Raw genomic sequence first — 25,949 nt, 5'->3', positions numbered from 1 at the left:
AAAATTAAGGGTGCAATCCTTTATTCGAATGTTGCGGTGGGAGCTTCATCCAGCCATTCATTCACGATTTTAACGGCACAGTAGCTGCCGCACATGGTACAGGTATCCGGATCTTCTGGGGGCCGGTTATCCCTTATGGCACGTGCATCAGCAGGACATATGGCTGCTTCGTATTGTGCTTCCCAGTTGAGCTTTTTACGGGCGTTGGCCATTGCCAGGTCCAACTCACCGTTATGTACTCCCTTGGACATGTCCCCTACGTAGGCCCCGATACGGCTGGCTATAACTCCCATTTTAACGTCCTCTGGTCCTGGCAGGGCCAGGTGTTCAGCGGGGGTCACGTAACATATGAAGTCTGCTCCCGCTGCAGATGATTGTGCGGCACCTATGGAGGAAACTATATGGTCGTAGGCGGGTGCTATGTCGGTTACGATGGGGCCTAACATGTAGAATGGAGCTTCTCGACACAGCTTCTTCTGGATTACCACGTTGGCCTCGATCTCCTTGAGTGGTATGTGGCCTGGACCCTCTACAATGGTCTGCACCCCCACTTCCCGGGCCCGGTCGATCAGTTCGCCCAGGATGATGAGTTCCTGCACTCCAGCCCGATCGGTGGCATCGGCAATGGCCCCGGCCCGCATGGCGTTTGCCATGGACATCACGAAGTCGTGTTCCTTAGCAATTTCCAGGATGTAGTCGTAATTCTTATATAAAGGGTTTTCCAATTCATTTTCGACCATCCAGGCGGATATTAAAGCTCCACCACGGCTAACCAGGCCACCCTTCCGACCCTGCCTTTTCAGGCGTTTCAGGGTTTCCATGTTCACACTGCAGTGGATGGCCATAAAGTCAATACCGTCTTTAGCCTGTTTTTCGATGGTTTTGAACATGGTGTCTTCATCCATGTAGATGGCTGCGCCATGCTCCCGGATAGCCTCAAAAGCAGCTTGATAAGCGGGTACACTACCCACCGGGATCTCAGATAACTTCAAAATTCTTCTACGGATCTCGTCCAGGTCTCCACCCACAGAGAGCTCCATTAAAGTATCAGCTTTATTTTCTATGGCTACTCTGGCCTTTTCTTCTTCCATATCAAAGTCACAGATATCAGTAGAAGTCCCGATGGTGGCGTTTACCTTGGTTCTGAGTCCAGCTCCGATACCCACCGCTTTTACTTCCCTTCCTTTGTTACTGGGGATGGCTATGGTTCCTTTAGCCACGGATTTTCTGATGAATTCTGGGTCAACGTTTTCGCTTTCTGCGACCGCTTTCATTTCTTCGGTTATTATGCCTTTTCTTGCATCGTCCATTTGTGTCATAGAATCACCATGCGTGATTTAAGCTGTATAAGTTAGTCCAATCCTGGGTTTCTTTAAATTAGTGAACAGCATCTAGAGCAGAAATTGATATTTAATTCCTAATCTGATTTTATGTTTACCTTAAAAATAGGTATGGTTTACGGTTTCACATTAATTCTTTTCCTGGTTAGAAAAAATCACTTACGAGTCTCTTGCTAGTTAAACTTTCAATTTTTCCAATTAACTAGTTGTTTCCTTGGTCATGCGACTTTCCACCATCTCCAGGGTGGGTATGTTGGTCTGACAGCCTTCGGCCTCAACTATGAAAGAAGCCACTGCTGATGCAAATTTTCCACACTCCTCCAGGGATTTACCTTCCAGGTAGGCTTTCAAAAACCCGGCCCGGTAGGAATCACCAGCTCCGGTGGGATCGAAGGACTCTCTTAGTAGAGCATCTACCCGTATCTCTTCCTGGCCATAGATGATGCTACCATCTTTGCCCTGGGTTTTGACCACTATGGATGGACCAAAGTCCCTCAGTTCCTGTATATCCTGGTTCAAAGTAGCCAGGATGCGATCGATCTCATGATGATTTCCAAACAGAATGTCACAGATCCCCAGCACCCCCTCTAATTCCTTGGTGGTGTACATGTGCAGGTCCTGTCCTGGATCAAATGAAATTAACTTGCCCTGTTGGTGGGCTACTTCTCCACACTTCCAGTTAAAATTAGGGTCGCCAGTGGCCAGATGCACGGCTTTAACATCCTTAATGGCATTTATGGGTGGTTCTGATTCTTTAAAATGGGTGGCTGCACCCCAGTAGAAGTAACTTATCTGGTCATGCCCTTGGTTGGTAAAGACAAAGGCGGTGGGAGTTTTATCTTCACTAATCAAAATCCGGTGGCTGATATCAATATCCATATCTACCATTTGTTGTTCGTACTCGGAGCCCAGATAATCCCCACCAACCGCTGAAACGAGATAGGTCTTCAAGCCAAGTTTGGAGGCCACCGTCGCCACGTTAGCTGCTGCTCCTCCATAGAAGGTTTTCATACTGGTTATTGCGGTTGAAGAGTTAGCATGTGGGAATTCATTAACTTTTATGATGTAATCAAAGGCTGTATGTCCAACAGCCAGTAAATCCCTATTACAATTCAGATAAATCACCACAGCTATGTTTATTTTCTGGATATTTATAATTAGTGTGAGCTGCAGGTAACTTATATTTGGAAAAGTTTAGGTTCAAATTTGTATTTAATTTAAAATTAAATTCTTTCAAAGCCCTGCTTCTCCACTATCCTCTGACCCCTGCCAGAAACATAGTCCAGGAAATCTTTCAGCCTTTCATGGTCCTTGTAAAGGACTGATGTTAGTAAATGTCTAGTAGCATCGGCAAAAAATTCCCAACCCGGTGTTAGGCTGCGATTGAGAAAGGTGTATAGATCCTGGCTATTCTGGACCATCCTCAGGGCGTTGTAGGGAGAGCTGCAAAGTTCGGTAATGTGGTAATGGATTTTCAATTGGTCGAGAGTGTTCCAGGCCAATCTCTGGGCAGAATGGGGGACTTCCACGAAATTTTTACCTTCCACAGCTTCTAGGTTATCAAGATCCTTCCCGGGAGGGGATAACAGGACCAGGTAGTCGTAGGCCAATGGCTGGAAGTCCAAATCTCGCATAAACGCGTGGACAGGATCATCCAGGGTCAGTATGTCCACTAGCCCCATTTCTGCCAACCGAAGGGCACTTCCATCATCGGTACTGTAAATCACCGCATCTAAACCATAATTATAGCATAAACTGTCCATAAGGCCAGTGGAAATATGCCCTCCGCATATAACTGGATATTCCTGCTCACGGAGTCGGTTAATTAACTTCTGGTACTGGGCCATGATCTCCAGGCCTGGCCCGCTCAATCCCGATCCCGCAGCACTACTATCCACCAGCAAGAAGCCCAGCCTATCTTCGGCATCCTTTATGCGCCTATTCAAAACCGCGTGGGATATTCCCAGACGTCTTGCTGCTTCACGTTGTGAGAATGTTTTAGAAACACATCTGAGGGTTTCGAATAGTTTGTAACTGAAATTATGGCCATTAATAACCAGGTTCAGCTTGGGTTGGATGTCCATGGATCACACCAGCAGAGCTTAATAGAAGAATCCTTTGCACTTTATGAAATTATTTATATCCATCTTCAGATATAAGAGAGGAAGATGATGCCTACTGCTGAACCCATGATTCTAAATGATGCTGTAGATGAGATATTGGATAATGTGCGAAAAGTTTCGGATAGTCTGGACCCTGAAAACATACAACAGATGAATAATATCCTTAAAACTTCTCAAAATGTATTTGTAATGGGCCTGGGACGTTCCGGGCTGATGGCACGGGCATTTGCCATGCGACTGATGCACCTGGGAATCAGTGTCTACGTGGTGGGTGAGACCATAACTCCGGCCATTACGAGTGAAGATTGTCTTCTGGCCATATCTGGGTCAGGTGAAACTCTCTCCATAATCAGCGCAGCGGAAATGGCCCAGAAAAGAAGTGCCAAGATTATTGCCGTTACTTCGTACGTGGATTCTACTCTGGGTGAAATGGCCGATCTGATAGTGCACATTGAAGGCCGTACCAAAATTGATTCTGAAAAAAATTACCTAACCCGGCAAATAAACGGAAAACACCAATCTTTATCTCCGTTGGGAACCTTATTCGAGGTTACCAGCCTGATATTCCTGGATGGGATCATTGCCCAGCTCATGGTGGAAATGGGCAAAACCGAGGAAGATTTGAAGGCTCGGCACACCGTACTGGAATAGCATGTATCAGGGCCCGTAACATAATCAGGCCCTTAAACTATAACACGATGGGGATGGGTGTATATGTTGAATCTTCCCTCTCTAAGAAATCCGATCAGGGTTATTCCAGCTTTTTCTCCTATTCGGATCCCCTCCACTGTCGGGGCGGCCTTGGTGATCATTATGGGGATGCCTACGTTGGCCAGCTTAAGCACCCTATCTGGGGGTATTCGGCCACTGCATACAATAAAACTGTTTGAAAAATCCAGATGAGACATCAAGCCAGCCCCAATAACCTTATCGATGGCCACGTGTCGGCTCACATCCTCGCGGACCAGGAACTGTCCCTGGCCCACTATGGCCGCCACGTGGGTGCCTCCAGTTTGGGACCATATCCTGGCTTCTTCCAGTAGTTTATCAAATGAACGGAAGATTTCTTCTCTTTTTACTTTATAATTGGATTCTATTTTTGGAATCAGCTGTTCCTCATGTAACCATCCGTCGTAACAACCTAAACTTTCCTGGTCGAGCTGGTGTTCCTCCTTCAAAAAAACTTTGATGATGGATGGTTCAATTTCAATTTCTTTAACTTCATCCAGGGATGTTATGTGACGTTCATCCAGCAGATAGCCCAGAGCAAACTCTTTAAGATCATGGGGGCTTAGATAGAACTTTCCCAATGTTTGCTGGTTGATGGTCAGTTCCATTCTGGTGTCCACCACCACCAGGTCTTCCTGGGAATGGGCTTCCTGATCCACCTTTACTATCTTCACCTTTTTTAGCATCCGCTCCATGTAATAAACCCCCAGTGTGAACACTCACACTTCAATCTTCAAGGGTAAGGTCATCCACCCATGAAATCGCAGCCGCCACACTGGGAAATCCTATTATGCTGGTTAAAAGAAGTATGCTGTGATAAATTTCATCTGGAGTTACTCCCAGTTCAAGTGCCCGGCGGGTGTGACTGTGCACCGATCCTTCAGATTTAATGGCGGTAGCAGCGGCAATCTGGATAAGTTGGACGGTTTTCTCATCCAGGGGGCCAGCATTTTTCACCGCCATTCCCAGTTGGCTTAAAGCCTGACCATATTCTTCATAACGGATTCTGATGTTTTGATAGTTTTTGGGCAGTTTTTTCTTTTCCATTTTATTAACCCCTAATGAATTAACCCCTGAGTTTTTTCACATTTCTTATATGGTCTAAACTGTATTAAATTCTATCTTAATTTACAGAGGCATAATTCAAGCAGGTTATTAAATTCTACTCTTTTTAAAATTTTAAAAAATTTAAAAAGAATAATCAGGGGGCTGGAAGTGCTAAAACCATCTAATGGGGGGTTTCCTGGAAATAAGGTTCTCGGTTGTCAATGGCTTCTAAAAATAATTCTTTCAGTTGTTCATCAGAATAGCCTCTGCGCATTGGTTCAATTAAGTCCACTAGATTGTCGTTTCTCAAAAGACAGGGCTTAATTTTTCCTTCCGGTGTTATACGGAGGCGTGTACAATTCTGACAGAACTTGGTGTTATCCATGGGGCGCACCACTTCGATTTCTCCCCCTTCCAGGAAGTATTTCTTCCGGTCCTGCATAAAAGGTCGTTTTTTAACTCGATCGGATAATTCTTTTAGCTCTTTTTCAAATCCGTTCATATCATAGTGATATTCGTCGAAAAAGTCACTTTCTGTGCAATTTTCAGTCTGCAAAAGTTCGATAAGTTGCAGAATCACCCCCTGGTCCCGGCAGAAGTGGAACATATCCCAGATCTCCTGGTCGTTGATACCCTTCATCACCACCATATTCAGCTTAACCGGATACAGTCCCACCTCCACGGCGCTCCGAATTCCTGCTTTAACCTGTTCGAGATAGTCTTTTTTGGTTATACAACGATAAGTCTGGGGATTCAGGGTGTCCAGACTGATGTTCACCCGTTTAAGACCCGCATCAATTAAAGTTTGGGCGTATCTCTGAAGCAGGGTGCCGTTGGTGGTTATGGAAACGTCCTGGAAGTTCAGGGCAGATACTTTCCGGACAATATCTACTATGTCCTTGCGGATTAAGGGTTCACCCCCTGAAAGCCTGATTTTCTTCACTCCCAGATTACGGGCCACACTGGAGATTCTGAATATCTCTTCCGGTGTCATTTCATACTCCTGGGGTATGATTCCATCGTGGTGACAGTAAAAACAGCGCACGTTACAGCGGTTGGTTATGGATATCCGCAGGGATATGAGGGGTCTTTCGTAATTATCGGTTATCTTCATTTTGTATCAGTAGTTCGATTTTTTTATCCTGAATTTCATCAGCATCGATTTTCATGGAGCTTATCATACCCAGGAAGGTGTTTTTAACAAATTTCTGGACGAAGGGGTTTAAGGCAACTTTGTTCCCGTCGATGGTTAGCATCACGTTTTCCAGCTTTTTCATGACACATACATCCTCACCGGTTTCGCCCTGGACCACTGCTTCAGACATTTTCTGGCAGCTAGTGTATCCACATTCCTGACAATCCATATTAGCCAGCAATCCAAAGGTCCTGGTCTCTACCAGGTCCGTCAGGGCTTTAAGTTCCTCTTCATCCACCTTCTCTACTTCCACCCTGGCCAGTACCAGTGGCCCGGGCAGATCAGAGGTGGCGATTTTCGCATAGGGTGAAGTTTTAAACCCTTCAATAACCAGAAAATCCAGTTCTCTCAGGCATTCCATTTTCCGAATTATATCGTCTAGTTCAAGTGTTTCGTCTATTATGAAAACGGTTTCCTCACCCACACCTACCACCATCTGGGCCCCGGCTTCGCGATGCTTCCAGGTGTCTTTACCTTCAATATCCAGCTTACTGTGAGTGTTTTTAATGGTTCCCACCCTGAAACCTCTTTTCACAAGTTCCCTGATTAGCCTAGTTACCAGGGTGGTTTTTCCCGTTTTTTTGGTACCAGCCACTGACACGATCTTCATTAGTTTCACCTACTATCTACCTAATAGAAACTGGCTTAAATAAGTTATATGGTTTGGAGGTCATGCTCACCTCCACTTGAAGACATTTCTAAAAGGGTCTAGAGTGGATTTTTAGGGTAATGGACCCTGTAGATGACCGTTTATATTTCCCCGTAACAACCAATACTATATGTGCAGTTAATACACATCCTCTTATAAATTTTCCGACTTAAGTTTTATTGGAAATTTTATATATAAAGGTGAGGGTAAGTGTAATTAACACACATGGTGTCATCATGCCCAAGCATATCGTATCTGGTTTAAGGTATCTGGCTGCAGTGGAGCTCAGAAAAAAGGGATATCCCCAGCGTGAGATAGCAGAAAGGCTGGGAATGGACCGTTCTACAGTTTCACACTATCTTAATGGCAGGAATATTTCATGGAATTCCATTGAGATTGCTGAGGTCATAAGAAACCTTTGTCCCCGAGATTTTTCTACTTTAACCTACGCTCTGGTGAAAGACAAAGAAAAAACCAGAAACATAGTTAAAATCTGTTCTGTTCGGAAATATGAATGTAATGTAAAAAATACGTGTATTGCTTGCGGAATTTGTGTGGATGTTTGTTTTATGAGCGCCATTGTGTTAGAAGATCTTAAGGCACAAATTGATCCTAATTGGTGCTGCGGATGTGTATTGTGTGGGGAGCAATGTCCCACCAATTCCATAGAAATAAAGGAGGTAGAAGATAATGGAGACAACCGAACTTATTGAAGGTAAGGATATTTCTGTAGAGCGAACCGGCGAAGAAGAGAGAAAGCTCGAATTTAAAGATGCTCTCTGCGCTTCCTGTGGTTTGTGTGAGAAGATCTGTCCTGTAAGTGCAATTGAGGTAACCCCAGCTGGGGCCATGGTCAGAACAGAGCAAGATGTGAGTAAAATTGACATCGACGAAAATAAATGTGTGCTATGTGGAATGTGCAGCTCTATCTGTCCATTTGAAGCACTGGATCTCAAGATAGGTGGGGAGTCCATTAAGGACATGGAGGAATATCCAACTCTCATCAAATCTGCAGAGATAAGTGAAGATGCTTGTATTTACTGCAAAGCCTGTGAAACTGCCTGTCCACAGGATGCAATTACCATTGCCCGCCAACTACCGGAAAGAGCCAAGCTGGTCAGTGGTGAAATCGAAATCGACAAAGAAACCTGCGTGGATTGCGGAATATGTGAAGAAATGTGTCCTGCAGATGCTATAACCTTAGAACACAAATTCCCATCCTCTGACGATCCAACTGTGTCCTCAGATATCACGGTAGATAAAGATAAATGTGTATATTGCCTGGTGTGTAAAAAAGCATGCCCCGTAGATGCCATTAAGGCAGTCTGCAGAATCTGCTCCTATGGAGACTACGATATTAACCCCGAGGACTCTGAAATAGTAGGAAGCTCCTACATCGACGATGAACTGTGCGTAAACTGTGGCTGGTGCCAGGAGATCTGTCCAGTAGACGCTGCCGAAGTAACCAAACCATTTGAAGGTACCCTGACTCTAGACCAAGACCTGTGCCAGGGTTGTGAAACCTGTGTCATGGCCTGTCCATGTAACGTGTTATCCTTCCCAGAGTCAACGGAACCAGGTAAAAAGCCAGAAAAACTGCACAAAGACGAAAAATACTGCATATACTGTGGTGCATGTGAGAAAGCATGCCCAGTTGGTGCTATAAACGTCGAACGAACCAAAATCAACTGCACTCCCATCAAATCAAAATCATGGCAAAAGGCTTTTGATTCTGTTAAAAACTAATTAGGAGGTCATTAAATGCCAATAGGACTAAAATTATACCCCGAACTTTGCCACGGGTGTGGAAACTGCGTTATAGCTTGTCCCGTGAATTCAGCCAACAGTCCTGAGATCGCTGGTGGAAAGGGGCCAACCGACGACGTGGAAGTAATCATGATCGTGGAGGACGGTCAAATAACCATGAGAAATTCCAATCTCTGTGGAAAATGTGGTACTTGTGTTGAAAGTTGTCCTGTCGATGCAATAAAACTGGAGGATCTAGAATGAACGTCATACTCAACACAGGAAGAACGGTGTGGCAGGGTCAAGCCATTGAATCTGGTAAAGATCTGAAGATGTACGTAGATGCCGCTGCCATCTGCCACATGAACCGTGAAATGATGGATGAAATGGGATTGAAGGAAGGAGACAACATCCAAGTCGTATCCAACTTTGGTGATGTAGTGGTGAGGGTAGTAAAAACCAAAGAAACCTTACCGGATGGAATGATCTTCATCCCCATGGGTCCCTGGGCCAACCGGGTCATCGATCCAGACACCGACTCCACTGCCACCCCCCGTTTCAAGAACATCCCGGTGGAAATCAACGTAACCGACGAAGAAGTGCTGGACATGCCCACTTTGTTGAAGGTTTACAGAAAATATAGTTAAAACATATAATCAACTATTTAGGAGGATTTTCCTTGGAACACATAATCAAAAACGGATTTGTTTACGATCCACTGAACGAAGTTGATGGAGAAAAGATGGATATCTGCATCAAAGACGGTAAAATTGTGGACTCAGTAAGCTCAAATGCAAATGTAATAGATGCCACCGGCAAAATAATAATGCCGGGAGGTGTAGACCCTCACGCTCACATCGCCGGAGCCAAGGTTAACGTGGGTCGTATGTACCGTCCTGAAGACAGTAAAAAAGACGTAGAAGCAGCTGCAACTGGTGGAAGGGCTGGCAGCGGATTTTCAGTACCATCCACATTCATGACTGGGCAGCGCTACGCCCAGATGGGTTACACCACCGTAATGGAGGCGGCTATGCCCCCACTACTGGCCAGACACACCCACGAAGAATTCCACGACACCCCCATCATTGACCACGCCGCTTTCCCATTATTCGGAAACAACTGGTTTGTAATGGAGTACCTTAAAGAAGGAGACGTGGATGGGTGCGCTGCATACACATCCTGGCTTTTAAAAGCTACTAAAGGTTACACCATAAAGATCGTTAACCCTGGAGGAACCGAAGCCTGGGCTTGGGGAGGAAACGTACATGGAATCCACGACCCATCCCCATACTTTGACATAGAGGCTGCTGAGATAATCAAAGGCCTGGCACAAGTGAACGAGATGTTAGGATTACCCCACGCCATACACCTTCACTGTAACGACCTGGGACACCCTGGAAACTACGAAACAACTCTGGCTTCCTTCGATGTACCAAAAGGGATAAAAGCCAACCCAAAAACGGGAAGCAGAGATGCAGTATTGTACGCTACCCACGTTCAGTTCCACAGTTACGGTGGAACCAGCTGGAGGGATGTGGTCTCCGAGGCACCCACCATTGCCAACTACATCAACAAGAACGACCACATCGTAATGGACATCGGACAGGTAACTCTGGACGAAACCACCACCATGACTGCTGACGGGCCTATGGAGTTCGATTTACACTCTCTGAACGGTCTTAAATGGGCTAACTGTGATGTAGAACTTGAAACCGGTTCTGGAGTCGTTCCATTCATTTATGCTGCTCGAGCACCAGTACCTGCCCTGCAATGGGCCGTGGGTATGGAGCTATTCCTATTAACCGAAGATGCAAAAAAAGTTTGTTTAACCACTGACAGTCCCAACGCCGGGCCATTCACCAGGTACCCAAGGGTTATCAGCTGGTTAATGAGTAACAGGGCCCGAAATGATTTAATGGATGGTGAACTCCACAAATGGGCCCAGAGGAAGAGTAGCATAGCCACGTTAGACCGTGAATACTCCTTCCTGGAGATTGCTCAGGTTACCCGGGCCACCCCAGCTAAAGTTCTGGGTCTATCTGACACCAAAGGGCACCTGGGAGCCGGCGCTGATGCCGACGTGGCTATTTACAACTTCAACCCCGAAACCCAGAACCCATCTGCAGATTACAGGGCCCTGGAAGCTGCTTTCCAACACGCGGCACTGGTCCTAAAAGATGGAACACCTGTGGTTAAAGAGGGTGTGGTGGTTAATCCTACCCTGCGTGGCCGAAGCTACTGGGTGGACACCATGTTAGACGAAACGGTATACAACGAAGTAGTGGCCGATGTGGAGAAACAGTTCAAACAGTACTACTCTGTTAACTTCGCCAACTATCCGGTGCAGGACAGCTATCTTCCCCACTCTGCTCCAGTTAAAGGGGTGATCCAATGATTACTTTAAAACCAAAAGAACAGCCAGAAGTGCCCCTAGAGGTAGAAAATGTAACTCCAGATGCTTTCGCTGGTAAAACAGTCGATGAAATCAAGGCCCTACCCATCTGGCATGGTAATGGCACGGTACCGCTCTCCGACTTCTTCGAAGTAGAAGGAGAAACCGGGGCCACTGCCGCCGATACCAAAATTCTAATCGACGGTGACGTATCCCAGACCAAACGCATTGGAAGCGGAATGACCGCCGGTGAAATAACCGTCAAGGGAAACGTCAGTATGTATGTTGGCGTGGGAATGAAAGGCGGAAAAATCACTGTGGAAGGAAACGCCAAATCCTGGGCTGGTCAGGACATGTCCGGTGGAGAACTGACCATCATGGGAGACGCCGGGGACTACGTAGGTTCATCCTACCGTGGTGACTGGAGAGGTATGAGTGGTGGTTTATTAACCGTTTATGGAAACGCTGGTAACGAAGTCGCCGAGTACATGAACGGCGGTAAGATCGTCATAAAAGGAGACGTCTCCATTATGCCCGGAATTCACATGAACAACGGCCTCTTGATCATTGAAGGTAACGTCATAGCCAGGACCGGAGGGGAAATGGCCGGCGGAACAATTGTGGTCAAGGGAGTTATTGAGGAATTCCTGGCCGGATTCAAATACCTTGGTGTAGAAAAGAACATCGAAGTGGATGGAGAAGTCATACCCGGAGCCTTCTACAAATTTAACGGAGATTACGCAATTAAAGGAGCTAATGGTACTGTCTACGCTGCAGTAGCAGGTAACAGTCACATAGCTCCCTAGATGGAGGAATTAAGTATGGAACTTGTAAAAAACGTAGTGTGCCCCTTTTGTGGAACACTATGTGACGACATTATCTGTAAGGTGGAAAACGACGAGATCGTCGGGACCATCAACGCCTGTCGAATTGGACACAGCAAGTTTGTCCATGCAGAAGGTGCCATGCGCTGGAAGAAACCCCAGATAAGGGATGAAAACGGCGAACTGGTGGAAACCACCTACGATGAGGCCATTGAAAAGGCTGCTCAAATCCTAGCAGAATCAAAAAGACCACTCATGTACGGTTGGAGCTGTACTGAATGTGAAGCTCAGGCAGTGGGTATGGACTTAGCCGAGCATACTAAAGCCATTGTGGATAACACTGCATCAGTGTGTCATGGACCATCAGTACTGGCTCTACAGGACGTTGGTTATCCCATCTGTACCTTTGGAGAAGTAAAAAACCGAGCCGATGTGGTGGTTTATTGGGGATGCAACCCTATGCACGCCCACCCACGACACCTGTCCCGCCACGTATTTGCCCGGGGATTCTTCCGGGAAAGGGGCCGATCTGATCGGACCCTTATTGTGGTAGATCCCCGTGAAAGTGACTCCTCAAAGCTGGCTGATATTCACCTGCAAGTGGGATACAACCAGGACTACGAACTCTTAGATGCCATGCGGGCGGCTATGATGGGTCATGAAATCCTCTACGATGAAGTGGCCGGAATACCCCGCGAAGAAATCACAGAAGCAGTAGAAGTCCTGAAAAATGCCCAGTTCGGTATACTCTTCTTCGGAATGGGAATCACCCACAGCCGGGGAAAACACCGAAACATCGACACCGCCATTATGATGGTACAGGACCTCAACAACTTCGCCAAGTTCACACTGATCCCCATGAGGGGACACTACAACGTGACTGGATTTAACCAAGTGGCCACCTGGGAGAGCGGATACCCCTACTGCATAGACTTCGCCACCGGAATCCCCCGCTACAATCCCGGTGAATCTGGAGCCAACGACGTCCTGCAGAACAGGGAAACCGATGCTATGATGGTAATCGCTTCCGATCCAGGGGCTCACTTCCCACAGAAGTCCCTGCGTCGCATGGCTGAGATACCAGTCATTGCCATCGAACCCCACCGCACCCCAACCACGGAACTGGCCGACATCATCCTACCACCCGCCATCGTGGGAATGGAAACTGATGGAACAGCCTATCGTATGGAAGGTGTTCCCATCCGGATGAGGAAAGTGGTGGACTCTGATCTTCTCTCTGACCGGGAAATTCTGGAAAGGCTGCTCAAAAGGGTAATGGAAATTAAAACCGCTTCCAAGTAAGCGGCACTTTCCATTTTTTACTTTTTTTCAAATTGCTATCTTTTTCTATTATTGTATCTTCAAAATGTCTAATTTTAAAACATGGTCTAGACTAATTCTATAGTTTAATCCCTTGAAGATTTCATTTTCTAAAAGAAGATGCTGATCAGCCCTTTCTGGCTAGTTCTGATCCATATATCCCGCCAGCATGTATACACAGTTATCTTTTTTTAATAACAGTTTTTGAATTAACAAGCGAAAAAATTTGATCAAAATTTTTCTAATTTATTCAAAAAAAATAAAGAGGAAGGGAGTAAACTCCCCTATTCCTTTCAGCGACGAATACTTTGGTTTTTAGGTTGGGTTTTGTGTAGTGAAGTAGTATACTATTCCTTTGACGGGGTTTCCTGCCATGTCGGTGACGGATCCGGTGTGGATGGCCAGGGCGTATTTGGTGCCAAAGTCTAGAGTGACGTTGTTGAGTGTGATGTTGAGTGTGTCGTAGCTTCCGGTTATGTTGATGGGTATCGGTGTCCAGGCGGGGTTTAGTAGTTCGATCCACAGGGTGCCGGCTTTAACTTCTTCGTTGAACTGTACGGTTATGTTTGTATCGACTGGAACTCCGACTGCGTTGTTGGTGGGGATAATGGTTGCTACTGTGGGTGCGGTGCTGTCGGTGGTGAAGTAGTATACTATTCCTTTGATGGGGTTTCCTGCCATGTCGGTGACGGATCCGGTGTGGATGGCCAGGGTGTATTTGGTGGCTTTGGTTAGGGCGCTGTTGGGGTCTATGGTTAAGGTGTTACCGCTTCCGCTGATGGTGGTGGGTATGATGGTTCCGGTGGGTGTTAGTAGTTCGATCCACATTGATCCAGCTTTGACTTCTTCGTTGAAGGTTAGGGTGATGGTCTTGTTGACGGGTACGTTGACTGCGTTGTTGGTGGGGTCTATGGTTGCTACTGTGGGTGCGGTGCTGTCGGTGGTGAAGTAGTATACTATTCCTTTGATGGGGTTTCCTGCCATGTCGGTGACGGATCCGGTGTGGATGGCCAGGGTGTATTTGGTGGCTTTGGTTAGGGCGCTGTTGGGGTCTATGGTTAAGGTGTCGAAGCTTCCATCCACGGTGGTGGGTATGATGGTTCCGGTGGGTGTTAGTAGTTCGATCCACATTGATCCAGGTTTAACTTCTTCGTTGAAGGTTAGGGTGATGGTCTTGTTGATGGGCACATTGACTGCGTTGTTGGTGGGGTCTATGGCCGAAACAACTGGTTTGGTAACATCCGGGGTGGTTACGTAATATCCGGAAACACCGGTTTCATTCTGCTCAGCGGTGTTAAGGGCGTTAGTCCATTTTACACCAGTTCCAGTGGTGGAGTAAACTCGGTAGGCGTAAGCATTGAATGCCGCTAGATTATCTAAATTTTGGAAAGTATAGGTGACTTTAATATTTCCATTGTTAATTAGGGTTATACCAGCATATTCGGGCTTGCTGAGTGTACTGGTACCAATACTGCCCACGTATAGATCGATGAACATGATGTTAAAGTTGTTGAGCACATCACTCATATTCTGACCTTCAAAGATGGGATAATCAGTTACAGTGCTTGGTTTCCAATCTTGAGGACCATACGTGAAATCATCTTTAGTGAATGTCTCTGTATGTGTCTCGTAAGTAAGATCTTCCGGCAGGGGATACTTATTTTTAGCCACCGGCGTCCACACGTAACCACTGCTGGTAATGGTCACATTAAAGTCGTCAGGTATGGTTCCATTTACTGCCAACATCAGTATCCCGTTATCAATCCAACCTACACTTCCAGTATCGAAGATGTAGAATGTGCTGGACTGACTATCGGTAAATACCACATTTCCATCGCTACTGCTGTTGCTGGAAGCGATTTTCAGGGTATTAAGTCCCTGACCTGTACTTTGGTTGGAAAAGAAATTGTAGCTTTCATTTCCAAAGTCATCGAACCTGGCACCGGCATCGTTGGCCACAGTTAAATTGACGTTGGTGTTAGTGGGTATTTCAGCTGCAGTTACACTCCCACAAAGAATCATCACCATTGCCAATGCCATTACCAGGAACATTGCATGTTTTTTTTCCAATATTTAACCTCCTTAAATTCTATTAAAAATTGAGATGTTTATGATTGCATTTCAGTCAATATAAAAATTGTTATTAACTTTTTAAGCCTCAATAAGAATTAAAATCGCTAATCATACACAAGATTTTGGTTTAAAAGAGTTAGAAAGAAAATTTTCAAGGAATCGCACCTATTATTTCATTTTCAAAGGTATGCAAGCCTTTCTATCATGAATATCTGCTATTTCAACTTTAATACCGTAGGCCTTCTCCATATTCTCGGCGGTCACCACCTCTTCGGGAGGTCCCACATCAATAAAGGAGCCATCCTGCATAATGGCCACATGGGTGGCGGATAGGAAGGCATGGTCCGGGAAGTGGGAGGACATTATCACCGAAAGACCGCCCTTTGCCAGGTTTTCAATGATTTTAAGGGTCCTGATTTGGTTTCCAAAGTCCAGATGGGATGTGGGCTCATCCAGGATCATGATACTGGGCTCCTGGGCCAGGACCCTGGCAATGAACACCAGTTGCTGCTCACCGCCACTGATTTCAGTGTAGGGCTTATCCTGCATATGGTTGATTTTAAGTGATTTTAAAGCTTTTTCAGCAATTTTATAATCTTTCTCGGAGGGAGATTCGAAAAGCTCCAAGTGAGGGGAGCGGCCCATTAAAACCACGTCTAATACCGTGAAGGGAAAAGTGGAGTAATGTATCTGGGGTATGTAACCAATTTTTTTGGCTACACTAACTGCAGACAGTGAATCCAGGTCTTCACCATTTAAAAATATGGTTCCGGAATTTAATTTCATGAGGCCGGTGAGGCATTTGATAAGGGTTGTTTTCCCGGTTCCGTTAGCTCCTAAAATGCAAAAAACATCTCCACTATCGGTGCAGAAATTAATATCCTGGAAGATGTCATGTTCACCATCATAGGAAAAGCTTCCATTTTCAATTTCCATTAAATGATTCATACCCACACCTTTTTACTCTTTCTGAGCAGATATAAGAAGAAAGGAACCCCTATTAATGCAGTTAGTATTCCAATTGGAATCTCAACTGTAGTGATGGTCCGAGCCACATCATCGATCAGTAACAGGAAGAAGGCTCCAATGATGACACTGGCTGGTAATAGAATTTTATGATCCGGTCCCACAATCATACGTGCCACATGGGGTATGACCAGACCCACCCAACCTATAATACCACAGATACTCACTGAAGAAGCGGTTACAATGGTGCAACTGAAAATGATAATGGCCTGTAACTTTCTGGTATCCACTCCCATGGTTCGGGCTTCCTCCTCCCCCATGGACAGAACATTTATCCGCCAGCGGATGAGTAACAATACAAAAATTCCAAATATTACGGGGATGCCCATCATAACCAATTTTTGAGGAGTTACAGCTGCAAAACTTCCTAACAGCCAGAAAACAATGGTGGGCAGCTGATCATAGGGATCAGCCACATATTTGGATAGAGAGATCATGGCTCCGAAGAAGGATTCAATGGCAATTCCACATAAAATAAGGGTCAGTATGGAGGTTCCTTTGAAGGTTTTGCTAATGAAATAAGTAAGCGCAACTGCAAAAAGACCCCCGAAAAACGCAGAAACCTGTATCATCACTGCGCTGAAAGAAAAAAGTATGGCCAGTGCTGCGGCAAAACCTGCTCCAGCGGAAACCCCCAGTTTATCCGGAGAGACCAGGGGGTTTTTAAATAAGCCCTGAAAAGCTGCTCCAGCTATGGATAACGCAGCTCCAACCAGCATAGCTGCCAGAATGCGGGGCAACCTGATCTGAAAAATCACCGCATCGGAAGGCAGGGGGACAGTGGCTTTAATGGGCATCACCTTGGAAGCGATAACCATTAAAACCTCCAGGGGGCTGATGGGATATCTTCCAATTAGAAATGAAATGAAAAATAATAGGATTAATGGGATGGTGAGTAAGAAGAGGGTGGATGTCTGATGGGTGGATAGTTTGTCTCTGATGGTGCTTTTGAACATTTATTCCCACCTAAATCTTTTCTTACTACACTTCTAAACCTGAAGAGTTCATGATGTCGGTTATTTCTGAATCAGTTAAGTTGTAGTGGTAGAAATCAGTGTAAAACTCTTGGGTCATGTTTTTAAGATCCAGGTCCGAAAATTTATCGGGATATAAGACTTTAGCGGTCCACGCTATGCCCAGTATTGTGTTAGCACCAGGAGGACTTTCAAACCAGTTAAAAGGTGATTGTGGAACCAGGTAGACTTCTTTATCTGCCACGGCTTTCACATTTTGCCAGACTGGATCATTGTAAACGTTCTGGTAGAACTGGGGATCGCTGGCGATGATCACGTCTGGATTGGCATCCAGTATCATTTCCATAGAAACTGTGGAACTTCCCTTGGCCAGGGGAACCTGCACTACGTTAACCCCGCCACATATGTCGATTAATTGGGTGTGACTGGAACCAGAGGGATTACTCTGTAATCCGGTGCTATCTCTGGCGTAGTATACCTTCTTTTTCTCAGAAGAAGGAATTTCAGACACTCTACCCCTAACCTTTTTGGTTACATTTTCATGAATCTCTATTAGATCCTCTGCTTTCTCTTCTTCGCCCAGTATCAAGCCCAGGAATCGTATGGAGGAGGTTATGTTGGTGATGTTATTATCTCCCTCCACATCCACCACGGGAATGGAACCAAATTTCTGCTGGATGTCATCCACATCTTCCACGGTCTTTCCATGACCCACAAACACCACATCCGGCTTGGCCGATAGTATTGATTCGTAATTCGCGTCTTCTTTTCCCCCTCCAAGCACGGGTAGGTCACTATATCTTTCGGCCATGTACTGGTTCTCATTATCACTCCTTTCAGCACTCCAACCAATCAATTTATCCGGAGACAGCATGTAAACCAGCACCGTAGTAGAATAGGTGATGGAATAAACCCGATTTATCTCAGATGGCACATCTATACTACGCCCTAACATATCCTTATCTTTACTATTTAGGGAGCTACTTGAAGTTTGATTGATTACATAGATGCCCAGTGCAGTTACCAGAATCAATATCAGAATAATTGCAATCAGACTATTTCTTTTCTGCTTCATCAGTACCATACCTTGTGGAATAATCACCATTGATAGGTGGTGACACTCAGATCATTTAAAAGAATTTCAATTAATAATACTATTTAAAGTAGACAGTAATGTAATTCGTCTTAATAAGATATGTATATATATACACTTCAATAACATTATTTTAAAAATCTTTAAGGGAATAAGTAAATGAAAAATCTTCGATCCATCCTCACTGTTACACTAACCATCATTGCCATGTTGGTGCTTATGGGTGCATCCTTCGCTGAAGATTATCCTGGGGCTTCTATAAGCGTGTCACTGGATAAGAACACCGCTAACGTGGGGGATACGGTGTATATGACGGTTACTGCCACTAACACGGGTGTTAATTGCACTTTGACTAACGTTGTGGTCTATATTTCCAAAGGAGAACTCAAAGTTTTATCAGCCTCGTATTCAGGGGATAATCCCAGCAGAGGATATCAGCCGGCCAGTAGTTCCTGGCCATTGGGGAATATAAGGCCTGGAAAGAAGGTAGGTCCGTATAAGACTCTGGTTCTGGGTCTTCAAGTTCCTCCGGAAATGGCTGGAAAAACCATTACCTTATCGGCAAGGTTTAAACTTCCCCTTAACTTTTACTATGATAACCTGGGAACCAATTACCAAAATTTCTATCCTAGTGTTAGTCAGGCTTCAGCCACTATTTCTGTTAATCCGGAGGGTCAGGGAAGTGGTAATGGTGCTACTGGAGGGGGAGGTAGTTCCGCTGGAAATGGAGCCACTTCTGCTGGTGATGGTGATCCTCTAGCCGGAGCAGCACAAAAGATTCAAGAGGCTGGTTCCGATGGCATTGGTGATGGATTAACTGGTTCTGATGGTCAAGCCTATGAATTAAATTTGCCTGAAAATGAAGAAGAAGCTTCTCCGTACAGTTATTTGGCAGGAATACTGATAATCGTAGTTTTGGTGGTATTTGGCTACTTCTATGGTATAAAAAGATGAATTATCTCTTTTTTAATATATTTAGCAAACGAATGCACTATAAAAAAATTTCAAATTGATAAGAAGTGATTAAATGGCCTTAGAATACTTCAGTGGATTTTCAACATCCATGCACACCATTTCACAAAGCCTCTTATATCCGGTTTTAATTGTTCTGGCGATATTTTTCATATATTCTCTCATTACCGTGGGAATGATGCTGGCGGAATACTATAAGCGCCGGAAACTACATTTAGACCTTAAAAATGTGGCCGGCTTAATTCTATCTCTAACCCGGGAAAACATCTCCAATGAGATAACCACGGTCTTGAATAATGTTCAAATCTCTGAAAGCCATAAACAGGTCCTAGTAGCCCTGTCTCAAACCAAGAATGTTGATCCCGCTTTCCGGGAGTCTCTGGCACTGAAGATGATGGAAGATGAGACCATTATGGTCGCTAAGAAACTGGAAAAAACGGATATCATCGCCAAAATATCACCGGCAGTAGGATTAATGGGAACCTTAATCCCTCTGGGGCCTGGATTAACTGCTCTGGGGGCGGGAGATATTCAACTCCTGGCAGACCATCTTATGACTGCCTTTGATGCCGCGGTACTGGGTATGGCGGCGGCTGCCATTGCTTTCACTATTTCCAAAATCAGGCGCCGATGGTACGAAGAAGATATTTCCAACCTGGAAACCCTGGCCGAGTCTGTTCTGGAGGTTTTAAAATCTTAAAACGAAGATTGATGAAACGGCGAAAAGAGCTACTTTCTTCCGACGAGCAGATCGATCCCATGATCTACGCGGTTAACATGGTGGACTGTATGTTGGTGCTGGCGGTGGGCTTTCTCATATTCACCATCATGTCCATGAACCTGCAGAGTGTGGTTTTCGCGGATATGTCCCCAGAAGAAAGGATGGAGTTATCCAATCTGATTAAACAGACGGTGGAAGTGGAGATGGGTCAGGAAATTAACCAAACACTGGAGATTGAAACAGGAAGTGGTAGTGGATATCAGGAGATGGGCATGGTCTACAAGGACCCCCAGACTGGTAAGTTGATCATGGTTCCGGGAGGGGGCTGACGATCACCAGTAGATATGAAATTGAGGTATTAAGATGACAGTTTTTGTATGTATGGATGATACTGACAACCTGAACTCCCGGGGAACTGGTAGACTGGCCCGGGCAGTGGCAGCCACACTTTCTGAGAACTATTCAGTTATGGGGGTAACCCGTCACCAGCTATATGTACACCCGGATATCCCCTACACGTCTCATAATAGCTGTGGAGTGGTGCACCTGGACCTTTCGGGCCAGGAATTCCTGGGAGACATCTTCGATATTGCTAAAGATGAGATGCTGGATGATTTTATTGAGGGGAGCGATCCGGGCCTGGCCGTGGCCAGCACCGAACAGATCTCCCCAGCACTGGTGGCCTATGGAAAGGATGCTAAAAATACGGTTCTATCCCAGGACAAGGCCAGGACACTGGCCAGAAATCTGGGAATACAACTAGAAGGGCTGGGTGGAACTGAAGATGGGGTGATCGGGGCCATGGCGGGGTTAGGATTGGCCTCCACAGCTAATGACGGCAGATTTTTAATGATAGGGGAAATAAGAGAATTGACCGGTGCCCAGACCGTTCAAAAACTCATCCGGGCCGGTATTGATGGAATATACACCCTGGACGGAAAGCCGGTTACCGAAGGCACCATCTTCAACGACCCAAACAAGTCGGTAAAGCCCTGCCCGGTGAATGGAAAGGCTATCCTTTATGTGGAAAATAAAGATGGGGAGCTGTGGGCGGTTAAAAGGAACTGAAAATCTATGTGTATATTTTTTAACTCTTAACATTCACACTCAAAGACATTCACAGCCGATGCCTTGAACTGCAACCATACTGATGAGCCGATAGTCAGTTCCATATCTAAAAATGATTTTCGGGTCATGTGAACGGTGAACTCTTCACCTACATCGACTTTAAGCTCTACGATCCCCCCATTATCCACGATTTCCTTCACTTTCCCTTGGAACTCGTTAAGAGCGCTGCTTATAACTTTCATATTGGATAGAGTAATGTCTTCCGGGCGGATGCTGGCGTAAACCAAACCTTCCAGCGACGAAGTTGAATAGATATTTATTTTTTCTAGCTTGATTAAAGTGAGATCTGGTTCGATTGGTTTAGCCGTTCCCTTTTTAACATTTTTCACCCCTACAAATTCTGCCACAAATTTATGGGCAGGCTTTAAGAAAACTTCTTCTGGGGTTCCCATCTGGAATATCTTTTTGTTAAGAATGGCAATCTGATCGGAAAGTTTCTGGCCCTGGATTAAGTTGTGGGTGGCCATGACGATGGTGGTATGTTTTTTCTTGGAAAGTTCTGCTATCAAGTTTTCTATTTTCTCAGTGGACAGGGGATCCAGATTGGCCGTTGGCTCATCCAACAGCAGCAGATCCGGCTCGGTTATTAAGGCCCTGGCCAGAGCTATCCTCTGGGTTTCTCCCCCAGATAGAGTGGAAGCATCTCGCTCTTCATAGCCAGCAAGTCCCAGGGAATCCAGAAGCTTAGTTATCTCCTCTTGGTAGGAATCCTCATTTTCGCCACGTACCTTCAGCCCGTAACGTATGTTATCGTAAACAGTTCCTTTAAAAACAATGGGCTTTTGGAATACCATTCCAATTCTTCTTCGAATGTCAGAATCTTTTAAATTAGATTTAGTAATGTCTATCCCGTCAAAGAAGATTTTACCAGATGAAGGCAATTCAAGGAGGTCAATTATTCGTAACAGCGTGGTCTTTCCACATCCCGTAGGTCCTATAATTCCTAAGGTGGTACCTTTGTCTAGATGCAGATTTATATCATCTAGAACCTTCTTTCCTTCATAAGTTTTGGTTAAATTTTGAATTTCCAGTAGATGCATCGTTCACCTCTCCTGCACCTGGTTTAATATAAGATTTACTATTAGAGCTATAGCTAATAGGATGATTCCAAGGGCGATTGAAAGCTCTACGTTTCCTTTCTGTGTTTCCAGGGACATGGTGGTAGTTATGACTCGGGTGTAGCCCCGGATGTTACCCCCTATCATTAGGGCTACTCCTACCTCAGATATGGCCCGGCCAAAGCCTAGTATAATAGCCCCTAAAAGGGCGTATTTGGCCTCCTGCATGATGGTGGTTGTAGTTTGAAAATTACTCGCTCCTAAGGACAGCGCAAGTTCTTTAATTTCTTCTTTCACTCCACTTAGTCCAACAATTGCAAAACCAACAACTGTAGGGATTACCAAAATTGTTTGGCCGATTATCATCCCTCCAGGGGTGAAAAGCAAACTGAAATCACCCAGGGGTCCCGATTTGGAAATTAACAGAAACACCAATAGACCTACCAGTACGGTGGGGAGGCTGTACAGTGTTTGAATAATATTCATAACGCTTCTTTTGCCCCTGAATTTATTGAAATGAATAAAGCTAGCTAAGGGAATCGCAATTAGGGCGGCAAAAAAGGTGGATGATAATGAAATAATAATAGTACGAAGTGTTATTTCTATAACTTCCGGGTCCAAGGACACTATGAGATCTATGGCCTGGAAAAATGCGTTGATAATCTCACTCACGGCATCACCAAAAAATAAGTATATAGGGGAATAAGCTCCCCCTTAAATAAAAAACTAACTACTAGGAAGTTGGTTCGGGCTGTCCAGCTATAGGAATAAATAACTGCTGTCCATACTTGTCGACACCATATTCACCGATTATTTTCTGTCCTTCCGCTGAAGTAACGAATGTTATCCAACTTTGAGCGTCCTCGCTGTTCACGTCAGGGAACTTAGCAGGATTGACTGGTATCAGAGAGTAGACGTTCAACAGGTCTTTGCCTTGGGTTACAAATGCAGTTAGTGTTAAATTCCCTTTGAAGGCCAGGTATGTTCCAGAATCGGATAAGGTGTAGGCTGATTTTTCGTTGGCAAGGATTAGGGTATCTCCCATTCCTTTTCCAGATTCTATGTACCATGCTTGGCCTTGTACCTCGGTGGTGTAATTGAGATCAGTTTTGTTCCAGATCTGGAGTTCTCTGGTGTTGGTACCGGAGTTGTCACCTCTGGAGACGAACATCACTTCGGTTGGATTGGCTGCGCCATCAGTGCCAATCTTGGTGAAGGCAGAAGTAGCATTACTACCGTTGATATTGGCTGGATCCGTGGCTGGGCCTACGATGTAGAAATAGTTGTAGGCAAAGATGGTTCTGTTAGTACCGAAGCCATCGGCTATGAACTTCTCTTCCGAAGTTTTGGCGTGGACCATTACCAGGTCCACATCACCTTTCTTACCATATTCCAGGGCCTGACCAGTACCGGCGGCTATAAACTGCACGTCAGTATTAGGATATTTCTTTTCATATTCAGTTTCTAAAACAGCTAATAAACCAGTATCTTCGAGACTGGTAGTAGTGGCGATTTTAAGAGTCTGTGCTTGGCCGTAACCACTCACGTAAACTCCTGCTACTACAACAATTGCGACAACTGCAACTGCTAACAAGATATATTTTGTATCCATTTACAAATCCTCCTTGATTTGTTGATATGTAAAGTGATATCTATCGTTATTTATACACATGATTTTCGCTTCAATTTTTCGTGTGTCATACATTTATTTGGAAGAATGAACATAATATTAAGACAAGTACAGGTAAGCTAGGGGATGAAAAAAATGAAACTAAGTGCCAGAAACGTTTTGAAAGGAAAGGTGGAAGCTGTGGATAAAGGGCCTATAACGGCATCAGTAAAGATTAAAATCGAAGCAGGTGAAGTAACAGCGACCATCACTAAAGAGTCAGTCGATGATCTTGAGATTATAGTCGGTGACGATGTAGTGGCTGTCATAAAATCCACAGAAGTAATGGTGGGTAAAGATTAAAGCCCATCTGTTTTTCTTTTTCTATTGTTTTTTTTGTTGAATAATCTTTTTTTAGACTTAGATTGATCTAGGACACGTAATCGTGGATGTATTTAAGCTCCATAACACTGATAGGTCTGAAAAAAAGAAAAAAAAGGAAAAAAAGAAAAAAAGGATTTTTGGAACACCTTGAGCAATCAATATTTTGATTGAGAGGCTTGATGGAGAAGGCCTCTCAATCTTTCATTCCAGGACTTTGATTTGATGTTATCCAGATTCATGCTGCTTCTTTTAATCACGATGCCCTTCTGAGGGCAGGCCTTGGCACAGGCCCCGCAAAGTGTGCAGAACGCTGGATTAATCACAGATTTATTATCAACCATGCTTATGGCATTACAGGGGCATACGTCGGCGCATGCATGGCAGGAATCTCCTTTGCACTCGAAATCGTTCACGTAAAATATTTCCCCTTCGAATGGTTTGATAACTGTGGCGGCATCTACTGGACAGATTTCCTGGCACCAACCGCAGTTAATGCACTTATCATCATCCAAAATGATGCTCCCATCAATTTTAGGTATTACGATATCCTCGTGGGACATGCAGGTGGTGCATACAATCTTAATGGCACTTTCTGGACAGACCCTTTTACAAATACCGCAGTAAATACATTTAGATTCATCAATTTTTATATCACTGGCGACTTGGGGATTATTGGAGTCTATTTCATTGAATTCTATGTCTATGGCATCCGCGGGGCACATCTCTTCACATATCCCGCAGTAGATACATTTTTCCTGATCGATATCAGTTTCTCCCCTAACCAATTCTTCGACTGTGGGCAGCACACGTTTTAGATAGATAGCATCTTGGGGGCATGCTGTTTCACATCTCCCGCAGTAAATACAAGTTTCAGAGTCAATATTAGCATCGTGGGTCCACTGGGGATAGTTTTTCAGTTCCTGGGCAGTCTTTCCATCCACCTTAAATTCCAGGGCATTGAAGGGGCACGACGCAGCACACAATCCACATAAACAGCATTCTTTTTGGTTTATGTTTATTAGATCTGCTTCTAAGAGTCCCCGGGCTACGGGCATAACTGGCCCCAGTCTTATGGCTTCGGTGGGGCAGATATCTGCGCATATTCCGCAACCCACACAATGGTCGTTTTTGTGGGTTAGTGAACGGTTTTCTTTTCCCTGCCTCAGAACGGTGCTCATGGTACTCATTCCTTGCTTATGGCTTGGTTGGGGCAGTTTTGAATGCACAGATCACAATCATCACAGTTTTCCGGGACCAGGACAATTTCACCATCCTTCTCTATCAGGGCTCCTTGCTCGCAGATTTTAATACACAAGCCCTCTCCAGGACATTCTGTGATTTTCCCACACTTTTCCATGTCTATTACTACTGGCATCGATCATCACCATCACAATGTTCGTCGATCATGCATAGTCGATATGCGTATATAAACATATCGATTTTTTCACGATGAAGATCAAATATTCTCAATTTAGATTTTGGACAGAATAAAGTGAAAAAAAGATTTCTATTTGGTTAATTTAGGTCATAAGTAGATTTAGAATAG

The 25,949-nt window shown here is 44.9% G+C and carries 29 protein-coding genes; 13 read left to right on the top strand and 16 right to left on the bottom strand.

Annotated features, from left to right (window positions below; genetic code table 11):
- Positions 1 to 20: 20 nt before the first annotated feature.
- The 3 genes from thiC to FGU46_RS04580 all read right to left on the bottom strand — a co-directional run bounded on the left by thiC (position 21) and on the right by FGU46_RS04580 (position 3,424).
- Positions 21 to 1,319 carry a phosphomethylpyrimidine synthase gene (gene thiC, locus FGU46_RS04590; protein ID WP_286477447.1) on the bottom strand — a complete coding sequence of 433 codons (1,299 nt, stop codon included), beginning with the start codon at positions 1,317 to 1,319 and terminating at the stop codon, positions 21 to 23.
- A gap of 219 nt (positions 1,320 to 1,538) precedes the next feature.
- Positions 1,539 to 2,456: a carbohydrate kinase family protein gene (locus tag FGU46_RS04585; RefSeq protein ID WP_286478553.1), complete on the bottom strand. Its 918-nt coding sequence runs from the start codon at positions 2,454 to 2,456 to the stop codon at positions 1,539 to 1,541.
- 107 nt (positions 2,457 to 2,563) lie between these two features.
- Complete coding sequence (locus FGU46_RS04580; protein ID WP_286477446.1) at positions 2,564 to 3,424, bottom strand: LysR family transcriptional regulator; 861 nt, start codon at positions 3,422 to 3,424, stop codon at positions 2,564 to 2,566.
- Positions 3,425 to 3,529: 105 nt separating this feature from the next.
- Between FGU46_RS04580 and hxlB the strand changes: the two genes are divergently transcribed.
- Positions 3,530 to 4,114: a 6-phospho-3-hexuloisomerase gene (gene hxlB, locus FGU46_RS04575; protein WP_286478551.1), complete on the top strand. Its 585-nt coding sequence runs from the start codon at positions 3,530 to 3,532 to the stop codon at positions 4,112 to 4,114.
- Positions 4,115 to 4,146: 32 nt separating this feature from the next.
- On the opposite strand, the gene fdhD is transcribed toward hxlB, so the two are convergent.
- The 4 genes from fdhD to mobB form a co-directional block, all read right to left on the bottom strand.
- Complete coding sequence (gene fdhD, locus FGU46_RS04570; RefSeq protein WP_286477444.1) at positions 4,147 to 4,887, bottom strand: formate dehydrogenase accessory sulfurtransferase FdhD; 741 nt, start codon at positions 4,885 to 4,887, stop codon at positions 4,147 to 4,149.
- Positions 4,888 to 4,918: 31 nt separating this feature from the next.
- Positions 4,919 to 5,239 (bottom strand): carboxymuconolactone decarboxylase family protein, encoded by a 321-nt coding sequence (locus FGU46_RS04565; RefSeq protein ID WP_286477428.1) that lies wholly within the window; start codon positions 5,237 to 5,239, stop codon positions 4,919 to 4,921.
- 181 nt (positions 5,240 to 5,420) lie between these two features.
- Positions 5,421 to 6,353: a GTP 3',8-cyclase MoaA gene (moaA, locus tag FGU46_RS04560; RefSeq protein ID WP_286477426.1), complete on the bottom strand. Its 933-nt coding sequence runs from the start codon at positions 6,351 to 6,353 to the stop codon at positions 5,421 to 5,423.
- Entirely contained in the window at positions 6,337 to 7,044 is a 708-nt protein-coding gene (gene mobB, locus FGU46_RS04555; protein WP_286477420.1) for a molybdopterin-guanine dinucleotide biosynthesis protein B, read from the bottom strand. The genes moaA and mobB overlap by 17 nt, the downstream gene beginning before the upstream one ends.
- Before the next feature lie 275 nt (positions 7,045 to 7,319).
- On the opposite strand from mobB, the gene FGU46_RS04550 reads away from it, so the two are divergent.
- The 7 genes from FGU46_RS04550 to FGU46_RS04520 are packed head-to-tail and all read left to right on the top strand — an operon-like array spanning position 7,320 to position 13,347.
- Entirely contained in the window at positions 7,320 to 7,796 is a 477-nt protein-coding gene (locus FGU46_RS04550; protein ID WP_286477415.1) for a helix-turn-helix domain-containing protein, read from the top strand.
- On the top strand, positions 7,774 to 8,829 hold the full coding sequence (gene fwdF, locus FGU46_RS04545) for a tungsten-dependent formylmethanofuran dehydrogenase subunit FwdF (protein ID WP_286477406.1): 1,056 nt from the start codon (positions 7,774 to 7,776) through the stop codon (positions 8,827 to 8,829). Before FGU46_RS04550 ends, fwdF (FGU46_RS04545) begins: the two co-directional genes overlap by 23 nt.
- A 15-nt stretch (positions 8,830 to 8,844) precedes the next feature.
- A complete protein-coding gene (locus tag FGU46_RS04540; protein WP_286477401.1) occupies positions 8,845 to 9,093 on the top strand; it encodes a 4Fe-4S binding protein in 249 nt (82 codons plus the stop codon).
- Complete coding sequence (fwdD, locus tag FGU46_RS04535) at positions 9,090 to 9,476, top strand: tungsten-dependent formylmethanofuran dehydrogenase subunit FwdD (protein ID WP_286477392.1); 387 nt, start codon at positions 9,090 to 9,092, stop codon at positions 9,474 to 9,476. The genes FGU46_RS04540 and fwdD overlap by 4 nt, the downstream gene beginning before the upstream one ends.
- 32 nt (positions 9,477 to 9,508) lie before the next feature.
- Positions 9,509 to 11,224: a tungsten-dependent formylmethanofuran dehydrogenase subunit FwdA gene (fwdA, locus tag FGU46_RS04530; protein ID WP_286477388.1), complete on the top strand. Its 1,716-nt coding sequence runs from the start codon at positions 9,509 to 9,511 to the stop codon at positions 11,222 to 11,224.
- Complete coding sequence (gene fwdC, locus FGU46_RS04525) at positions 11,221 to 12,027, top strand: tungsten-dependent formylmethanofuran dehydrogenase subunit FwdC (protein ID WP_286477385.1); 807 nt, start codon at positions 11,221 to 11,223, stop codon at positions 12,025 to 12,027. The genes fwdA and fwdC overlap by 4 nt, the downstream gene beginning before the upstream one ends.
- A gap of 15 nt (positions 12,028 to 12,042) precedes the next feature.
- A complete protein-coding gene (locus FGU46_RS04520; protein ID WP_286477376.1) occupies positions 12,043 to 13,347 on the top strand; it encodes a formylmethanofuran dehydrogenase subunit B in 1,305 nt (434 codons plus the stop codon).
- A gap of 333 nt (positions 13,348 to 13,680) precedes the next feature.
- Here FGU46_RS04520 and FGU46_RS04515 read toward each other — a convergent pair whose 3' ends face one another.
- The 4 genes from FGU46_RS04515 to FGU46_RS04500 form a co-directional block, all read right to left on the bottom strand.
- Entirely contained in the window at positions 13,681 to 15,435 is a 1,755-nt protein-coding gene (locus FGU46_RS04515) for an Ig-like domain-containing domain (RefSeq protein ID WP_286477374.1), read from the bottom strand.
- Positions 15,436 to 15,606: 171 nt separating this feature from the next.
- Complete coding sequence (locus FGU46_RS04510; RefSeq protein WP_286477371.1) at positions 15,607 to 16,386, bottom strand: ABC transporter ATP-binding protein; 780 nt, start codon at positions 16,384 to 16,386, stop codon at positions 15,607 to 15,609.
- The gene (locus FGU46_RS04505) at positions 16,383 to 17,420 is read right to left on the bottom strand and encodes a FecCD family ABC transporter permease (protein WP_286477359.1); all 1,038 of its coding nucleotides are present in this window, start codon (positions 17,418 to 17,420) and stop codon (positions 16,383 to 16,385) included. Before FGU46_RS04505 ends, FGU46_RS04510 begins: the two co-directional genes overlap by 4 nt.
- Before the next feature lie 25 nt (positions 17,421 to 17,445).
- Positions 17,446 to 18,513: an ABC transporter substrate-binding protein gene (locus tag FGU46_RS04500; RefSeq protein ID WP_286477334.1), complete on the bottom strand. Its 1,068-nt coding sequence runs from the start codon at positions 18,511 to 18,513 to the stop codon at positions 17,446 to 17,448.
- Positions 18,514 to 18,690: 177 nt separating this feature from the next.
- Here FGU46_RS04500 and FGU46_RS04495 point away from each other — a divergent pair, with 177 nt between their 5' ends.
- The 4 genes from FGU46_RS04495 to FGU46_RS04480 all read left to right on the top strand — a co-directional run bounded on the left by FGU46_RS04495 (position 18,691) and on the right by FGU46_RS04480 (position 21,292).
- Positions 18,691 to 19,485, top strand: a complete 795-nt coding sequence (locus FGU46_RS04495) for a hypothetical protein (RefSeq protein WP_286477326.1) — start codon at positions 18,691 to 18,693, stop codon at positions 19,483 to 19,485.
- Between the two features lie 73 nt (positions 19,486 to 19,558).
- Positions 19,559 to 20,203, top strand: coding sequence for a MotA/TolQ/ExbB proton channel family protein (locus FGU46_RS04490; protein ID WP_286477320.1), 645 nt, complete (start codon positions 19,559 to 19,561; stop codon positions 20,201 to 20,203).
- An 11-nt stretch (positions 20,204 to 20,214) separates the two neighbouring features.
- Positions 20,215 to 20,553 (top strand): DUF2149 domain-containing protein, encoded by a 339-nt coding sequence (locus FGU46_RS04485; protein ID WP_286477314.1) that lies wholly within the window; start codon positions 20,215 to 20,217, stop codon positions 20,551 to 20,553.
- Between the two features lie 34 nt (positions 20,554 to 20,587).
- Positions 20,588 to 21,292 carry an ABC transporter substrate-binding protein gene (locus tag FGU46_RS04480; protein WP_286477305.1) on the top strand — a complete coding sequence of 235 codons (705 nt, stop codon included), beginning with the start codon at positions 20,588 to 20,590 and terminating at the stop codon, positions 21,290 to 21,292.
- A 26-nt stretch (positions 21,293 to 21,318) separates the two neighbouring features.
- Here FGU46_RS04480 and FGU46_RS04475 read toward each other — a convergent pair whose 3' ends face one another.
- The 3 genes from FGU46_RS04475 to FGU46_RS04465 all read right to left on the bottom strand — a co-directional run bounded on the left by FGU46_RS04475 (position 21,319) and on the right by FGU46_RS04465 (position 24,022).
- A complete protein-coding gene (locus tag FGU46_RS04475; protein ID WP_286477301.1) occupies positions 21,319 to 22,392 on the bottom strand; it encodes an ABC transporter ATP-binding protein in 1,074 nt (357 codons plus the stop codon).
- 3 nt (positions 22,393 to 22,395) lie between these two features.
- Positions 22,396 to 23,082, bottom strand: coding sequence for an ABC transporter permease (locus tag FGU46_RS04470; RefSeq protein WP_286477279.1), 687 nt, complete (start codon positions 23,080 to 23,082; stop codon positions 22,396 to 22,398).
- Positions 23,083 to 23,143: 61 nt separating this feature from the next.
- Complete coding sequence (locus FGU46_RS04465) at positions 23,144 to 24,022, bottom strand: ABC transporter substrate-binding protein (RefSeq protein ID WP_286477275.1); 879 nt, start codon at positions 24,020 to 24,022, stop codon at positions 23,144 to 23,146.
- Positions 24,023 to 24,175: 153 nt separating this feature from the next.
- Between FGU46_RS04465 and FGU46_RS04460 the strand changes: the two genes are divergently transcribed.
- Entirely contained in the window at positions 24,176 to 24,382 is a 207-nt protein-coding gene (locus tag FGU46_RS04460; RefSeq protein WP_286477271.1) for a TOBE domain-containing protein, read from the top strand.
- A 176-nt stretch (positions 24,383 to 24,558) separates the two neighbouring features.
- Here the strand turns inward: FGU46_RS04460 and fwdF (FGU46_RS04455) are convergent, their stop codons facing one another.
- Both fwdF (FGU46_RS04455) and FGU46_RS04450 read right to left on the bottom strand, forming a co-directional pair.
- Positions 24,559 to 25,581, bottom strand: coding sequence for a tungsten-dependent formylmethanofuran dehydrogenase subunit FwdF (gene fwdF, locus FGU46_RS04455; RefSeq protein WP_286477268.1), 1,023 nt, complete (start codon positions 25,579 to 25,581; stop codon positions 24,559 to 24,561).
- A 5-nt stretch (positions 25,582 to 25,586) separates the two neighbouring features.
- A complete protein-coding gene (locus FGU46_RS04450) occupies positions 25,587 to 25,778 on the bottom strand; it encodes a 4Fe-4S binding protein (protein WP_286477263.1) in 192 nt (63 codons plus the stop codon).
- Positions 25,779 to 25,949: the final 171 nt, after the last annotated feature.

This window comes from Methanobacterium sp. CWC-01 (assembly GCF_030323845.1).
Taxonomy (GTDB): domain Archaea; phylum Methanobacteriota; class Methanobacteria; order Methanobacteriales; family Methanobacteriaceae; genus Methanobacterium; species Methanobacterium aridiramus.
This window is presented reverse-complemented; position numbering and strand designations above follow the sequence as displayed.

What these genes read in the sequence shown, in the direction of transcription:
- FGU46_RS04480 (WP_286477305.1), top strand. Translation starts at nt 20,588, where the DNA reads ATGACAGTTTTTGTATGTATGGATGATACTGACAACCTGAACTCCCGG.
- FGU46_RS04485 (WP_286477314.1), top strand. Translation starts at nt 20,215, where the DNA reads ATGAAACGGCGAAAAGAGCTACTTTCTTCCGACGAGCAGATCGATCCC.
- fwdF (WP_286477406.1), top strand. Translation starts at nt 7,774, where the DNA reads ATGGAGACAACCGAACTTATTGAAGGTAAGGATATTTCTGTAGAGCGA.
- fwdD (WP_286477392.1), top strand. Translation starts at nt 9,090, where the DNA reads ATGAACGTCATACTCAACACAGGAAGAACGGTGTGGCAGGGTCAAGCC.
- thiC (WP_286477447.1), bottom strand. Translation starts at nt 1,319, where the DNA reads ATGACACAAATGGACGATGCAAGAAAAGGCATAATAACCGAAGAAATG.
- moaA (WP_286477426.1), bottom strand. Translation starts at nt 6,353, where the DNA reads ATGAAGATAACCGATAATTACGAAAGACCCCTCATATCCCTGCGGATA.
- FGU46_RS04500 (WP_286477334.1), bottom strand. Translation starts at nt 18,513, where the DNA reads ATGAAGCAGAAAAGAAATAGTCTGATTGCAATTATTCTGATATTGATT.
- fwdF (WP_286477268.1), bottom strand. Translation starts at nt 25,581, where the DNA reads ATGAGCACCGTTCTGAGGCAGGGAAAAGAAAACCGTTCACTAACCCAC.
- FGU46_RS04495 (WP_286477326.1), top strand. Translation starts at nt 18,691, where the DNA reads ATGAAAAATCTTCGATCCATCCTCACTGTTACACTAACCATCATTGCC.
- FGU46_RS04520 (WP_286477376.1), top strand. Translation starts at nt 12,043, where the DNA reads ATGGAACTTGTAAAAAACGTAGTGTGCCCCTTTTGTGGAACACTATGT.
- fwdC (WP_286477385.1), top strand. Translation starts at nt 11,221, where the DNA reads ATGATTACTTTAAAACCAAAAGAACAGCCAGAAGTGCCCCTAGAGGTA.
- FGU46_RS04580 (WP_286477446.1), bottom strand. Translation starts at nt 3,424, where the DNA reads ATGGACATCCAACCCAAGCTGAACCTGGTTATTAATGGCCATAATTTC.
- FGU46_RS04510 (WP_286477371.1), bottom strand. Translation starts at nt 16,386, where the DNA reads ATGAATCATTTAATGGAAATTGAAAATGGAAGCTTTTCCTATGATGGT.
- fdhD (WP_286477444.1), bottom strand. Translation starts at nt 4,887, where the DNA reads ATGGAGCGGATGCTAAAAAAGGTGAAGATAGTAAAGGTGGATCAGGAA.
- FGU46_RS04465 (WP_286477275.1), bottom strand. Translation starts at nt 24,022, where the DNA reads ATGGATACAAAATATATCTTGTTAGCAGTTGCAGTTGTCGCAATTGTT.
- FGU46_RS04460 (WP_286477271.1), top strand. Translation starts at nt 24,176, where the DNA reads ATGAAACTAAGTGCCAGAAACGTTTTGAAAGGAAAGGTGGAAGCTGTG.
- FGU46_RS04505 (WP_286477359.1), bottom strand. Translation starts at nt 17,420, where the DNA reads ATGTTCAAAAGCACCATCAGAGACAAACTATCCACCCATCAGACATCC.
- FGU46_RS04475 (WP_286477301.1), bottom strand. Translation starts at nt 22,392, where the DNA reads ATGCATCTACTGGAAATTCAAAATTTAACCAAAACTTATGAAGGAAAG.
- FGU46_RS04450 (WP_286477263.1), bottom strand. Translation starts at nt 25,778, where the DNA reads ATGCCAGTAGTAATAGACATGGAAAAGTGTGGGAAAATCACAGAATGT.
- FGU46_RS04490 (WP_286477320.1), top strand. Translation starts at nt 19,559, where the DNA reads ATGGCCTTAGAATACTTCAGTGGATTTTCAACATCCATGCACACCATT.
- FGU46_RS04550 (WP_286477415.1), top strand. Translation starts at nt 7,320, where the DNA reads ATGCCCAAGCATATCGTATCTGGTTTAAGGTATCTGGCTGCAGTGGAG.
- hxlB (WP_286478551.1), top strand. Translation starts at nt 3,530, where the DNA reads ATGATTCTAAATGATGCTGTAGATGAGATATTGGATAATGTGCGAAAA.
- FGU46_RS04565 (WP_286477428.1), bottom strand. Translation starts at nt 5,239, where the DNA reads ATGGAAAAGAAAAAACTGCCCAAAAACTATCAAAACATCAGAATCCGT.
- mobB (WP_286477420.1), bottom strand. Translation starts at nt 7,044, where the DNA reads ATGAAGATCGTGTCAGTGGCTGGTACCAAAAAAACGGGAAAAACCACC.
- FGU46_RS04540 (WP_286477401.1), top strand. Translation starts at nt 8,845, where the DNA reads ATGCCAATAGGACTAAAATTATACCCCGAACTTTGCCACGGGTGTGGA.